This is a genomic window from Brevundimonas sp. (assembly GCF_018608325.1).
In the GTDB taxonomy this organism is placed as follows: Bacteria; Pseudomonadota; Alphaproteobacteria; order Caulobacterales; family Caulobacteraceae; genus Brevundimonas.
On record NZ_JABAZW010000099.1, the window covers coordinates 27,095 to 40,042 of the forward strand.

Here is a 12,948-nt window from a genome sequence, read left to right on the forward strand (position 1 = left end):
CGTCCGCGCCGCCCTGAACCTGCCTGACGACGCTGTCGTCGCGGGCTTCGTCGGCCGCTTCGTCGATCAGAAAGACCCTGTACGCTTCGCCGCGGCCGTCCGCATCGCCGCCGAACGTGATCCTCGCGTCAGGGGATTGATGATCGGCGACGGCCCGTTGGTGGAACAGGCTCGCGCGGCGGGCGGCGATGCTGTTCGTCTGTTGACGGATCATGACGCCCGCGCCCTGCTGCCCGCCTTGGACATGCTGGTGGCGCCCAGTCGTTATGAGGCCCTGCCCTATGTCGTGCTTGAGGCCGCCCTGTCAGGCCTGCCGTTGGTCAGCACCGCATTCGGCGGCGCCAAGGCGGTTCTGGAGGCTGGCGCGCAGGGGCAGGCCCTGCCCCTCGACGCCTCTGCCGACCAGTTCGCCGACGCCATCATCGACTGGGCCAACCGTCCGCGTCAGGCCGTCGGCCCTGACTTCATCCAGGCCTTCTCTGTCGCGCGGATGGCGGACGAAACCATCGCCGTCTATCGCAAGGCCTTCACCGTGCGCCATCTTGCCGGGGCCTGAGCCGATCTATCTGAACGGCCGTTTCCTGGCCCAGCCCGTCAGCGGGGTGCAGCGCTATGGGCGCGAGATCGTGCGCGCCCTGGATCGTCGCCCAAACGCCGCCGACTATGTGCTGTTGGCGCCCCATGACGCCGCCCACTTCGACCTGACGTCCATCCCCATACGCCGCCTGCCTGGTTCGGGGCATGTCTGGGAGCAGACCGTGCTGGCCCACGCCGCACGACGCGGCGCCCTGCTCAGTCTGGCCGGCTCAGGCCCGGTGCTCCACCCGCGTCAGACAGTCGTGATCCATGACGCCGCCGTCTTCCGCCACCCCGAGCATTTCCGCCCGGGATACGCCCTCGTCCATCGACTGCTGGGGCGTACGTTGGCTCGGCGCGCGACGCTGGCCACGGTTTCCCACTTCTCCCGCGCGGAGTTGTCCGCCGTGCTGGAAACGCCTGCCGACGCCATTGCCATCGCCCCCAATGGCGCGGACCATTTCGTCCGCCTCACACCGGATCTGGGCGCTGCGGCGCGTCTAGGCCTCGACCGCCGCCCCTTCTTCGTCGCCTTGGGCAATCTGGCGCCCAACAAGAACATCCCGGCCATGATCCGCGCCCTGACGCGCATAGCGGATCCCGACGTGCGGCTGGTTCTGGTCGGGGGACAGGACGCCAAGGTCTTCAGCCGCCTTCACGCCGATGATCCCCGCATCATCTTTGCTGGACGACTGGACGACGCCGCCGTCGCTGGTCTGCTGCGGCAAGCCCGCGCCCTGATCTTCCCCAGCCTCTACGAAGGCTTCGGCATTCCGCCGCTGGAGGCCTTCGCCCAAGCCTGTCCCGTTCTGGCCTCCAATATTCCCGCCGTTCATGAGGTCTGCGGGCCTGCCGCCCTCTATTTCGCGCCGCACGATGACGCCGCCCTCGCCGCCCTGATGATGGCCAGCCTGGATCTGCCTGCCGATCCGCAATGGCGCGCCATCGCCCGCCAACGCGTCGCCGCCTACAGTTGGGACGCGTCCGCCGCTGTGCTCGACGCCCTGGTCAGAACCTCGCGATAGAGGGCCAGATGCTCCTCGACCACCGCCGCCTCGGTCCAGCGCGGCGCCGTGCGGCTGTTGATCATGGCGCCGAACCGCCAGTCTTCGCGCGCGTCCAGCGCCCGCTGCATCGCCTCGGCCAGACCCGCCACATCTCCAGCCTCGACCAGCATCACAAACAGCGCATCCCCCGCAGCTTCAGGCAAACCGCCGATGCGTGAGACGATCAGGCCCCGCCCCTGCGCCACGGCCTCCGCCGCCGCCCTGCCGAACGGCTCGGCCCACAGAGCGGGCGCCGTGACCACATCGACCGACCTGTAGAATACCTCCGCCTCAACCTGCCCCAGCCAGTCTATGCGCGGATCATCGAACCGCCTCTGCAAGGCCGCGACATAGGCCGTATCCCCCCGCCCGGCGATCTTCAGCCGCCAGCCGTCGCCCAGCCGCATCGCCGCCTGCAACAGAACCTCGACACCCTTCTCCGGCTCGATCCGCCCGATGAAGCCGAACACCAGTTCCGGCGCCAGATCGAACCCCGGACGCACCGACGCCTGCACCATCGCCGCTGCATTGCCGATCACCTGCCCCGGCACGCCGTCGAAATAGGTTTCCGACAGATGCGCCTCGGCCAGACTGCGGCTGACAGCGACCCAGGCCTGCGCCCGTTCCGATGCATGCTTCCTGTCCGCCGTCAGCAGCACACAGTCCCCGCACCGCTGTGCACACCGGCGTCCCTTTCGGAACATCGCCGCCCGCGCGCACATCAGCGAATAATCACGCACCGTCTGCACCAGCGGCAGTTCCGTCCGCTTCGCCGCACGCGTCACCGAGGTCCCGAACCCGGTCGTCACCTGGGCATGGATCAGGTCGGGGCGCGCCTGCTGAATCACCCGGGCGACCACGCCGTCCATCGTCCGACCGAACGCCTCAACCGTGTGCCAGCCCATCCGCAACAGCGCCGACCGCCTGCCGCCGCCGTCATAGGGCCAATACAGGTTGCGCATCGGCGCCCGCCACACGGTCACGCCGTCCCGATGTTCTCTGCCGAGCGCCCCGTCAGCCTTCAGCGCCAGCACTGTCACATCGACGCCCGCGCCCGCCAGTCCGTGCGCCAGTTGCGCCACGCTGCGCTCGGCCCCGCCCTCGCTGTCCGGCGGGTACAGGGTGTTGACCAGCAGCACCCTCATGCCGCCCGCCGCCGAAACGCCAGCGCCGCCGTCAGACAGGCGATGAAGATGAAACTGGCGCCCTGCGTCAGATCCTCGCTGCACATCATGACCAGCACGAACACGGCCAGTGGCGCGAACACATCCAGTTTCAGCGCCGACCTGACATGCAGCGCCAGCAGGCCCACAGCCGCCGCCACGCCCACCGTCCGCGCCATGAACAGATAGCCGTTATGACTGACCGTCAGACCGCGAAACGGCCCCAACTCTTGGGGTGAGGACCAGCCTACGCCCAGCGGATGATTGGCGATGAACCCCAGCGCCCGCATCCAGGTCTCCGCCCGCCCGCTGATGTTCTCGTCCAGACGCAGCACGTCGAACCGCGCCGCAAACCGTGCGACGTCGATCACCCCGCCCATGACCTGATCGACCAGAGCCGCCCCTGCCAGCAGACAGGTCAGGATCAGGAACTCAAGCGGATTGCGCCCGTCCGCCCGCCTCATCCGAATGATCAGCCAGACCAGAATCGCCAGAGCCGCCGCCAGCGTCCCGCCGCGCGACAGGGTGCAGACGAACCCGACCAGCACCACGCCCGCACCCAGATACAGCAGCAGACGCCGCTCCATCGCCTTTGCCGACGCCGCCAGACAGGCCGGAACCGCCAGTCCGATCAGGGCCATCGCCGCATTGGGGTGTTCAGCCACGGTCGTGATCCGCGCCTGCGCCGCCGCCGTCGTCAGGGCTGCGCGCGGCGAGGCCAGTCCGACCACCTCCAGCCCGGCGCGCCCCATGACCTCCAACAGCCCATAGGTCGCCAGATGACAGGCCGCCCCAGCCGTCATAGCCAGAAAGAACAACCGCCTGCGCCGTCTGTCCGTGACCACGGCATGAGCCACCGCCGTCGCCGCCACCACCGCCGCGATCCAGCGTGACCAGAAGACGACATCGGGCAGGTTCGGCGTCTGGCCGATCCGCACCATCTGCAGCAGGGGCGTCAGCAGCAACAGCACGACGGACGCCAGACAGAACCCCCTCAGGCCTCGCCCCGACCGCCGCCACCGCGTCACGATCATCGGCAGGGCGAACACCAGCGCCAGATCCGACAGGCGTGGCGAACTGAGATGACCCGGCGCCAGAAAGACCGGCAGGGTCACGCCAAACCCCAACAAGGCCAGCGCCGCCCGTTCATGCAGCGCAGCCAGCTCCTCCACCGTCACGGGCGGCGCCAGGGCGCGGAACCGCCCCTTGCGCAGAACCTTCACCGCGACGCGCAAAACTCGACCTCGGGATTGAAGCGAACACCGTCGATCACGCCCGCCAGCAGCACCCCCGCCTTGCGCCATCGCCCCCGCAGGATCAGCCCCGCCGCCAGCCGGACCCGTGACGCGGCATAGCGCGTCGCCGACGCCCGCCCCTCGTGGCGCCGCTTGGTCAGGATCACATTTCGGGTCAGCAGGCGATGCAGCCTGATCCGCCCCGGTTCGCTTTCGTGCGCGAGGCTCAGCGCCCCCGGCGCTGCCCGCACATGCACCGCCCGACTGTCGCCCACGACAAAGCCGGGCCGATCCTGCGAAAGCCGCAGCGTATACTCCGTATCGTCGCCCCAGATGAACATGGGCGCCAGCGGCAGACCGTGCCGCAACACCTGATCCCGCGAGGTCAGAAGGGACACGAACGTCGCCTGCCGCGTCGCCATCAGCCCCAGATCCAGATGCTCGCCCCAGGCCGCATAACCCAGACCATTCAGCCGCCGATCCACCTCCGCCACATTGGTCAGCGCCCCCTGCGGCGTCCGCACCGTCGAACACAGGAAGGCGGCCTCGACACCCCGCCCTTCCAGCGCCCGCTCCGCCGCCAGCAGCCGCTCCAGCGCCTGCGGTTCAGGAAGGACGTCGTCGTCCATCAGCCAGACCCGCTCCGCCCCGCCCTCGACCGCCGCCCGGACGCCCGCGTTGAAACCGCCCGCCCCGCCTGTGTTCCGATCCAGCCTCAGCACGGTGACGCGGCCGCTCCATTCGGCCAGCAGTTCGTCCGTCCCATCATCGCTGGCGTTGTCCACCACCAGCACCCGGTCACAGGCCTGCGTCTGCACCATCAGGGCCTCCAGACACTGTTCCAGCAACGCCCGCCGGTTCCACGTCACCACCACGGCCCAAATCCCGCCGCTCATGCCGCAGTCCGCTCCAGCGCTGGCGCCAGTTCCTTGTCCACCAGGCTCAGCGCCCGCCCGACCGCCTGATCCATGTTGTAATATTGAAAATCGGCCAGCCTTCCCGCGAACCAGACCCGCCCCGCCAGCGCCTGCGCCATCTGCCTGTAGACGTTCGCCAGCGCCCGGCTGTCCGGCGACGGCACGGGGTAATAGGGCTCGGTCACCCCCGGCTGATGCGCCATCGGATACTCGGTCAGCAGCGCCGTCGTCGCCGCCCGTTCTCCGCTCAGATGGCGAAAGTCGGTAATCCGGGTGAAATCGAACTCGTTGGGATAGTTGACGGTCCCGACCGGCTGGCCGTCCGCCGCCTCCACCACCTGATGCTCGAACCGCAGACTGCGGTACGGCAGAGCGCCCGCCGACGAACCGAAATACTCATCCAGCGGCCCGCAATAGATCATGCGCTCGAACCGCGCCGCCTCGACTACCGTGTGCTGGGTCTGCAGCGACACATGGATGTTTGGGTGATCGACCATCCGCTGAAACAGGGCCGCATAGCCGTCACGCGGCATGGCCTGATAGCGGTCGGCGAAATAGCGGTCGTCGCGACTGACCACCACCGGCACCCGCGCCGTGACCGAGGCGTCCAGCGCGTCCGGTCCCACGCCCCATTGCTTGGTCGTGTAGTTCACGAACACCCGGTCATGGACATAGTCCGCCAGAAACTTCAGGTCGGCGTCGTCCGCCTCACGCCGCAACGTGTCGATGCTGGGCCGGGCGCCGAAACCGTATCGCTGGATCAGTTTCTCCGACAGCCGTTCCGCCATCCGCGCCGGAAACAGGGCCGCCATCGAATCCAGATTGAACGGCACCGGAACCATCCGCCCGTCCACATGGGCCAGCACGCGATGGAAATAGGGTCGCCAGTCGGTGAACCGGCTCAGAAAGGCGAAGATGCGCGGACTGTTGGTGTGGAAGATGTGCGGGCCATAGGCATGGACCATATGCCCCGCTTCATCACGCCGATCCCAGGCGTTGCCGCCCAGATGCCCGCGCCGGTCGATCAGCAGCACGGTCTGGCCGAAATCCTCTGCCAGCCGACGCGCCGCCGTCGCCCCGGTGAAGCCCGCCCCCACGATCAACCAGTCATATCGCTGCGGCATTGTCCCTCCGCAGTCCGGGCGTCAGATGCGTCCAGTGCGCCCGCAGACAGATGACGCAGGCCGCGACCACCGCCGCCTCACCGATCACCCGCGCCCAGGCCATGCCGATGGCTCCAGCGGAAGGCGCCAGCACCGCGGCGGCGATCAGGGTGACCCCGCACCCGACCCCGACCACGACGGCGAAGGCCCGGTCCATCCGCAATGGCGTCATCAACTGCGGCCCCAGCACCTGACTGACGGCGACCAGCGGCAGGATCAGCGCCAGCACCCTCAGCACTTCCGCAGCCGAGGCAAAGGCCGCGCCGAACAGCAGGCGGATCGCAAACGGCGCGCACAGCACAGCGACCACGGCCCCCGCCCCCGCCACGCCCGGCGTCAGGATCAGGCTCCATCGCGTGGTGCGATAGGCGGCGTCGGGATCATCGCGCATCAGGCCGCTGACCCTCGGCCCGATCAGTCCCGCCAGAGGCCGCAGGAAGGAGGTCGCCGCCAGCACCAACCGGTCCGCCACCCCATACAGCGCCGCCTGCGCCGGTCCCGCCAGAGCCGCGACCACAAAGGCCGACGCCCCCGTATAGGCCACGATCAGCCCTCGACTGGCGAACAGGGCGAAGTCACCGCGCAGCACCGCCACAACCTCTCGCGTCGTCGGCCAGACCGGGCGCGTTTCACGGATCATCAGCACCGCCCCCGCCGCGATCCCGCCGCCCAGCCCCAGCGCCTGCACCGCCAGCGCCCCGCCGACCGACGCGCTGGCCCAGCACAGGATCACGACCATGGCCGCCCCCTGCCCCAGCATCTCCGCCGTCGCCGCCACGCCGGGCCGCCGCACGCCCTGGAAGAACCACAGGACGCTGGAGCCCTGCGCCACGCCCAGCGCCAGTGCGCCCGCGACCGCCCACGGATTGCCCCTCAACACCGGATTGGAAAGGGCCAGCATTCCACCAAGCAACAGCCCGACCGGCGCCAGCCACAGCCGCGCGCCCAGCACCCGACCGACCACCTGTCCGCGTTCATCGGTCTTCGCCTGCGCAATGTCGCGCGGTCCCGACAGGCCGAACCCGTATTCGACCACCGCCGAAACCATCAGGGCCAGCGACAGTCCCGCCGCATAATGACCGAACCCCTCCAGCCCCAGCCGCCGCGTCAGGACCGGGTACAGCAGCAGGGGCGCAATCAGGCGAAAGGCGTGCGCGGCGTAAACCAGCGCCGCCTCCGTCAGCCCTCTGGCCGACAGCAGCCCATGCCGCCCGTCCCCCAACCTCGCCCCCACAAGATCAACCCAGACGCGATGTTAAGCACGCCACGATCACTGCGAAAACCGCAAACCTGGACGCACCGACGCATCCAGGCGGCTGAAATACGTCCTGCGGATGCATGATGGTTGTCGCCATCAGCCCTTGCCCCTTAGATCGCTTCCAGACTAAGAGCGGTCCGACGCCGCAATATTCATCAGACGGTGAAAAGGGAGACCGATGGGAAAGATCTACGCTGACGTCACGTCCGCGCTCGAAGGCGTGACCTTCGACGGGATGATGGTCATGTCGGGGGGCTTCGGCCTTTGCGGCATTCCAGAGAACCTGATCGCGGGCCTGCGCGATTCCGGCGTTAAGGGCCTGACGGTCGTTTCGAACAATGCGGGCGTGGACGGCTTCGGCCTGGGCCAGTTGCTCGGCACCCGCCAGATTGCGAAAATGATCTCGTCCTACGTCGGCGAGAACAAGGAGTTCGAGCGTCAGTATCTGGCTGGCGAGCTGGAGCTGGAGTTCAACCCGCAGGGCACCCTGGCCGAGCGCATCCGCGCAGGCGGCGCAGGCATCCCCGCCTTCTTCACCGCCACCGGCGTGGGCACCCTGGTCGCTGAAGGTAAGGAAGTGCGTGAGTTCGACGGCCGCAAATACGTCATGGAGACCGGCCTGGTCGCCGACCTGTCGATCATCAAGGCCTGGAAGGCCGATGAGCGCGGCAATCTGGTCTTCCGCAAGACCGCCCGCAACTTCAACCCGATGATGGCCACGGCCGGCAAGGTCACCATCGTCGAGGTCGAAGAGATCGTCCCCGTCGGCTCGATCGACCCGGACCATATCCATACGCCGGGCGTCTATGTCGACCGCCTGATCCAGACCGTGTCCGAAAAGCGCATTGAACAGCGCACTGTCCGTCAGCGGGAGGCTTAATCCAATGGCTCGTACTCGCGAACAACTGGCTGAACGCGCCGCCAAGGAACTGCAGGACGGTTTCTACGTGAACCTGGGCATCGGCATCCCGACCCTGGTGGCCAACTACATCCCCGAGGGCATGGTCGTGACCCTGCAATCGGAAAACGGCATGCTGGGCATGGGCCCCTTCCCCTATGAGGGCGAGGAAGACCCCGACCTGATCAACGCCGGCAAACAGACGATCACGGAAATCCCCGAGTCGTCCTATTTCAGCAGCGCCGACAGCTTCGCCATGATCCGCGGCGGACACATCAACCTGTCGATCCTGGGCGCGATGGAAGTGGCCGAAAACGGCGACATCGCCAACTGGATGATCCCCGGCAAGCTGGTGAAGGGCATGGGCGGCGCCATGGATCTGGTCGCGGGCGTCAAGCGTGTGGTCGTGGTCATGGAGCACGCCAACAAGCACGGCCAGTCCAAGGTGCTGAAGTCCTGCACCCTGCCCCTGACCGGCACAGGCGTCGTCAGCCGCATCATCACCGATCTGGCCACGTTTGACGTCAAGCCGAACGGCGGCGGTCTGGAGCTGATCGAACTGGCCGAAGGCGTCACCCTGGACGAGGTCGCCGCCAAGACCGAGGCGACCTATTCGGTGGCCGCCGGGCTGCAATAGTCCGCACATGGAAAACGTCCCCTCTGGCCAGGGCCAAAGGGGACGAAGCCATCTGACTTATTTCGCCGACTGGATCGTCCAGTCGGCGATTTGCGTATTGATGTCCCGTGTCGCCGTATCAAAAGCGGCGACGATGGCCGAGACGCGGTTCTCGGCGGCGGGTTGCGTCACCGTAAAGACCCGCTCCACCGTGCGTCCCTGCCCTTGGGTCGAACGCAGCAGGCCGCGCGCCGAGATCACCACGTCGGGCGCAGAACCCGGCTCGGAATAGCGCGCCTCGAACGTCGAGATCGAAACCTGCAGCACCAGAGGCGTCGCCCCCGGCTCGCGGCGGTCCAGCACGCGGATGCGATCCGCACGGGTGGCGAAGGCCGCCTTCAGGCTTTCATCAAACAGGGTCGATGCGGGCGACACCCAGCGCGCCCCGCCGATATAGGCCGTCTCCGTGCCCGTCACGCTCAGGATGCGGTCGCTGCCGCTGGCGGTCGGGAACTCGATGCGGCGGATCGCAACCGTGGTCGTTGACGGATTATCGCCAACAGCAGGCAGGTCCGACGGCAGGCCGAAACGATAGGTCTGGACCGGCGGCGGCGTCTTCAGCACCTGACACCCGGCCAGCGCCCCGACCACGCCGACGACGGCGCCCAGTTGGAGGATGCGACGATGGATCACGGCTGTACCTCCAGCTCTTTGGATTGCGGGCGTCCGATGAAGTCACGCGGACTGGTGCGGACGTCGTCGATCAGCGACTGCAGCGAACGCGTCGCGTCCTGCAGTTCCTCGATGGTGCCGCGCAGTTGCGGCAGGGTCGAGGTCGAGAAGTCGCCCAGCGGCTGCTCCAGACCCGAAATGGTCCGGTTGGCCGATGCGATGGCGGTGCGCGCCTCGCCCGTCGCCTGATTGATGTTGGCGATGGCCTGACGACCGTCGGTGTTGATGATCTGGCGCGTATCGACGGCCAGGGCCTGATATTCCTTCACGGCGGCGTTGGCGTTGGTCACCGCTTCTTCCAACTGTTGGAAGATGGCCTTGCGAGCCTCAAGCTCGGTCGTCAGCGCCTCGACGTTCTTCACGCTGGTCGAGAAGCTGCGGATGTTGTCGTCGGACATGACCCGGTTGATCCGGTTCAGCGCATCCACCGTCTGGGCCAGCACCGTGCCAGACCCGCTCAGCAGTTCGGCGATCGGCGACGGCTGGCTTTGCAGCACCGGCACCACATTGTCGGGATACTGGTCCTTCAGCAGGGCGCTGTCAGGCGCACCGGCGGTGATCTGGATGTAGTTCAGGCCCGTGATGCCCTGCGGCTCCAGTTGCGCGCGTGAGGTCACGCGCACCGGCGTCGTGGCGTCGACCCGCACGCGGGCCACCACCTGGTCGCCGCGCTTGGTGTCGATGTGCAGGTCGGTGACCTCACCCACGCGGATGCCGTTGAAATGCACCTCGCCGCCTTCGGACAGGCCGTTCACCGGCCCGTAGAAGACGATGTCATACAGGTCGTAGTCGCTGTTGAACTGCAGCCGGGCCAGCCAGATGGTGAACACCGCCAGCGCCGCCAACAGGGCGATGGTGGCGATGCCGACCGCCGCGTAATGTGCGTCTCGTTCCATAATCGGCTCTCCTCAGGCCGCCGTCTTGGTGGCTGCGCGACCGCGCGGCCCCAGGAAGTATTCCTTGATCCACGGATGGTCAGAGCGTTCCAGCTCCTGCACCGTGGCCTTGGCCACGACCTTCTTGTCCGCCAGAACCGCCACCTTGTCGCAGATGGCGTACAGCGTATCGAGGTCGTGGGTGATCATGAAGACCGACAGGCCCAGGTCGTTCGCCAACTGACGGATCAGATCGTCGAACGCCGCCGCCCCGATGGGGTCCAGCCCCGCCGTCGGTTCGTCCAGAAAGACCAGTTCCGGGTCCAGCGCCAGCGCCCGCGCCAGCCCCGCCCGCTTCTTCATCCCGCCTGACAGTTCAGCGGGCTTCAGGTGATGGTGCTCGGGCTTCAGCCCCACCATGGCGATCTTCAACTCAGCCAGTTCATAGATAACCGACTTGGGCAGTTTGGTGTGCTCGACCAGCGGCGCCGCCACATTCTCCAGCACGCTCAGCGACGAGAACAGCGCGCCCTGCTGGAATAGGATGCCCGTGCGCCGCTCGATGTCCGCCGCCTGGGCGTCGGTCATGGTCGCGCGGTCATAGCCCAGCACCTTCACTGTGCCGCCTTCGGGTTCCTTCAGGCCGATGATGGTGTTCAGCAGCACGGTCTTGCCCGCGCCCGAACCGCCCACCACGCCCAGCACTTCGCCCCGCACCAGATCCAGGTCCAGGTTCTCGTGGATCACCCGCTCGCCGAACTGGCTCAGCAGGCCGCGCACCTCGATCAGGTTTTCAGGCTTGTCGGTCGAACCCGCCGACGTCTTGGCTGCGTCGGTCATATGTTCAGCTCCAGGAAGATCAGGGCGAAGATGGCGTCCAGCAGGATGATGGCGAAGATCGCCTGCACCACCGCCGCCGTCACCCGCCGCCCCAGGCTCTCGACATCGCCCGCGACCGACATGCCCTGACGGCAGCCGATGGCGGCGATCACCAGCGCAAAGACCGGCGCCTTCACCAGTCCGACCATCATGTGCTGCGACATGCCGCCCACCTCGACCAGTCGCTGGAAGAAGAAGGCCGGGCCCAGGTTCAGGGTGGACCAGCAGACGACCAGACCGCCCAGCAAACCGCCGATCATCCCAAGGAAGGTCAGCAGCGGCAGCATCAGCACCAGCGCCGCCAGACGCGGCACCACCAGGGCCTGGAACGGATTGACGCCCATCACCTGCATGGCGTCGACTTCCTGGTTCATCCGCATAGACCCGATCTCGGCCGCAAAGGCCGAGGCCGAACGCCCCGCCAGCAGGACCGAGGCGATCACCACCGCGAACTCGCGGAACATGGCCACGCCGATCAGCTGGACCGCGAAGACCTGCGCGCCAAAGTCAGCCAGCAGGTCCACGCCGATGAAGGCCACCACGGCGCCGATGAAGAAGTTGGTCACCATCACGATGGGGATGGCGTCCAGTCCCGCCCGCTCGCCCTGGCTGAACCAGGCGGCCCAACGGATGGCGCCGGGGTGTTTGGCGGCCTCGACCACCGCCGTCATCAACCGCCCCAGGAAGGACAGCGAAAGCATGGCCTCGGCGGCGAAATCATAAACCCCGCGTCCAACCTTGGCGAAGCTGCGGGTGAAGGGGTCCGGGCGTTTGGGCGCGGGCGCACTCTTGCGCTCCAGCACCTCGATCATCTCATAGATGCGTCCGGCCTCGGGCCGTTCCTTCCACACGCCCTTGGGCAGCCGCCCGCTGGACGCCTGCACCAGCGCCAGCGCGCCTGCCGTGTCGAACCGGCCCAGTTCGCTGGTGTCGATGCTCTTGATCGTGCGGCCGTCCAGATCGCGCCCCAGATCGCGCGGCAGCTTGCCCAGCGCCGTCGTGGTCCAGTCGCCCGTCAGACGCAGCTTCGCCGCGCCATCGTCCGCATCCACGATTTCATATTGAGCCTGACTCATTTGGCCCCGGACGGCAGAACAACAGAAGTATGGCTGGCCATAGACGCCCCCCACGGACCGCAAGAAATTTCAGACGACAGTCCGACCGCGCTAATGCGCATGCGCACACGCTTAGTCAACGCGCGATGACATCCCCGCGACGCTTTCACCACTGACTGTGTCGGGACAACGTCCCCCATGCCGACCTCATACCGCCACGCTGGCGCTGAGCACAAACGCAGCCGCGCCTGTTTCGTTTCGCCTCAGGGCTGTTCGTCCCTATCCAGACGACGTCGCACGGCGATCAGGTCCTCAACAAACAGGGCTCGCGCCTCGACCTGCGCCGCCGCATCCGGCAGCCGCAGCAGATAGGACGGGTGATAGGTCAGCATCGCCGTCGATCCGTCCTCAAGCGCCACCGCCCGTCCCCGTTCCTCGGTCATCGCAGGTTTGCGGCCCAGCACGGCCAGCCCTGCGGTCGCCCGCGCGTACGCCGGCAAGGCGTGAATGGATCGTTCTCTTCATGCAACTGGAC

The 12,948-nt window shown here is 67.2% G+C and carries 14 protein-coding genes; 4 read left to right on the plus strand and 10 right to left on the minus strand.

Going from position 1 to position 12,948, the window contains the following annotated elements; genetic code table 11:
• Both QZ281_RS09810 and QZ281_RS09815 read left to right on the plus strand, forming a co-directional pair.
• A partial coding sequence (locus tag QZ281_RS09810) for a glycosyltransferase family 4 protein (protein WP_292227759.1) occupies positions 1 to 556 on the plus strand: 556 nt, incomplete at its 5' end.
• Complete coding sequence (locus tag QZ281_RS09815; protein ID WP_292227761.1) at positions 543 to 1,601, plus strand: glycosyltransferase family 1 protein; 1,059 nt, start codon at positions 543 to 545, stop codon at positions 1,599 to 1,601. The genes QZ281_RS09810 and QZ281_RS09815, both read left to right, overlap by 14 nt.
• Here QZ281_RS09815 and QZ281_RS09820 read toward each other — a convergent pair.
• From QZ281_RS09820 to QZ281_RS09840, 5 genes are read right to left on the minus strand one after another with little or no spacing between them, the layout of a single operon-like run.
• Entirely contained in the window at positions 1,544 to 2,767 is a 1,224-nt protein-coding gene (locus QZ281_RS09820) for a glycosyltransferase (RefSeq protein ID WP_292227764.1), read from the minus strand. The genes QZ281_RS09815 and QZ281_RS09820 overlap by 58 nt on opposite strands.
• Positions 2,764 to 4,020: an O-antigen ligase family protein gene (locus QZ281_RS09825; protein WP_292227767.1), complete on the minus strand. Its 1,257-nt coding sequence runs from the start codon at positions 4,018 to 4,020 to the stop codon at positions 2,764 to 2,766. The genes QZ281_RS09820 and QZ281_RS09825 overlap by 4 nt, the downstream gene beginning before the upstream one ends.
• Positions 4,005 to 4,916: a glycosyltransferase family 2 protein gene (locus QZ281_RS09830; protein ID WP_292227770.1), complete on the minus strand. Its 912-nt coding sequence runs from the start codon at positions 4,914 to 4,916 to the stop codon at positions 4,005 to 4,007. Before QZ281_RS09830 ends, QZ281_RS09825 begins: the two co-directional genes overlap by 16 nt.
• Positions 4,913 to 6,061: a UDP-galactopyranose mutase gene (gene glf / locus QZ281_RS09835; protein ID WP_292227772.1), complete on the minus strand. Its 1,149-nt coding sequence runs from the start codon at positions 6,059 to 6,061 to the stop codon at positions 4,913 to 4,915. Before glf ends, QZ281_RS09830 begins: the two co-directional genes overlap by 4 nt.
• Complete coding sequence (locus QZ281_RS09840) at positions 6,045 to 7,322, minus strand: lipopolysaccharide biosynthesis protein (protein ID WP_292227775.1); 1,278 nt, start codon at positions 7,320 to 7,322, stop codon at positions 6,045 to 6,047. Before QZ281_RS09840 ends, glf begins: the two co-directional genes overlap by 17 nt.
• A gap of 214 nt (positions 7,323 to 7,536) precedes the next feature.
• On the opposite strand from QZ281_RS09840, the gene QZ281_RS09845 reads away from it, so the two are divergent.
• Positions 7,537 to 8,238, plus strand: coding sequence for a CoA transferase subunit A (locus tag QZ281_RS09845; protein WP_292227777.1), 702 nt, complete (start codon positions 7,537 to 7,539; stop codon positions 8,236 to 8,238).
• A gap of 4 nt (positions 8,239 to 8,242) precedes the next feature.
• Positions 8,243 to 8,893: a 3-oxoacid CoA-transferase subunit B gene (locus tag QZ281_RS09850; protein WP_292227779.1), complete on the plus strand. Its 651-nt coding sequence runs from the start codon at positions 8,243 to 8,245 to the stop codon at positions 8,891 to 8,893.
• A 57-nt stretch (positions 8,894 to 8,950) separates the two neighbouring features.
• Here QZ281_RS09850 and QZ281_RS09855 read toward each other — a convergent pair whose 3' ends face one another.
• The 5 genes from QZ281_RS09855 to QZ281_RS09875 all read right to left on the minus strand — a co-directional run bounded on the left by QZ281_RS09855 (position 8,951) and on the right by QZ281_RS09875 (position 12,913).
• Positions 8,951 to 9,565, minus strand: a complete 615-nt coding sequence (locus tag QZ281_RS09855) for an ABC-type transport auxiliary lipoprotein family protein (protein ID WP_292227781.1) — start codon at positions 9,563 to 9,565, stop codon at positions 8,951 to 8,953.
• On the minus strand, positions 9,562 to 10,500 hold the full coding sequence (locus tag QZ281_RS09860; protein ID WP_292227783.1) for an MlaD family protein: 939 nt from the start codon (positions 10,498 to 10,500) through the stop codon (positions 9,562 to 9,564). The genes QZ281_RS09855 and QZ281_RS09860 overlap by 4 nt, the downstream gene beginning before the upstream one ends.
• Positions 10,501 to 10,512: 12 nt before the next feature.
• Complete coding sequence (locus QZ281_RS09865; RefSeq protein WP_292227785.1) at positions 10,513 to 11,319, minus strand: ABC transporter ATP-binding protein; 807 nt, start codon at positions 11,317 to 11,319, stop codon at positions 10,513 to 10,515.
• Positions 11,316 to 12,434 carry an ABC transporter permease gene (locus QZ281_RS09870; protein ID WP_292227788.1) on the minus strand — a complete coding sequence of 373 codons (1,119 nt, stop codon included), beginning with the start codon at positions 12,432 to 12,434 and terminating at the stop codon, positions 11,316 to 11,318. Before QZ281_RS09870 ends, QZ281_RS09865 begins: the two co-directional genes overlap by 4 nt.
• 242 nt (positions 12,435 to 12,676) lie before the next feature.
• On the minus strand, positions 12,677 to 12,913 hold the full coding sequence (locus tag QZ281_RS09875; protein ID WP_292227791.1) for a hypothetical protein: 237 nt from the start codon (positions 12,911 to 12,913) through the stop codon (positions 12,677 to 12,679).
• Positions 12,914 to 12,948: the final 35 nt, after the last annotated feature.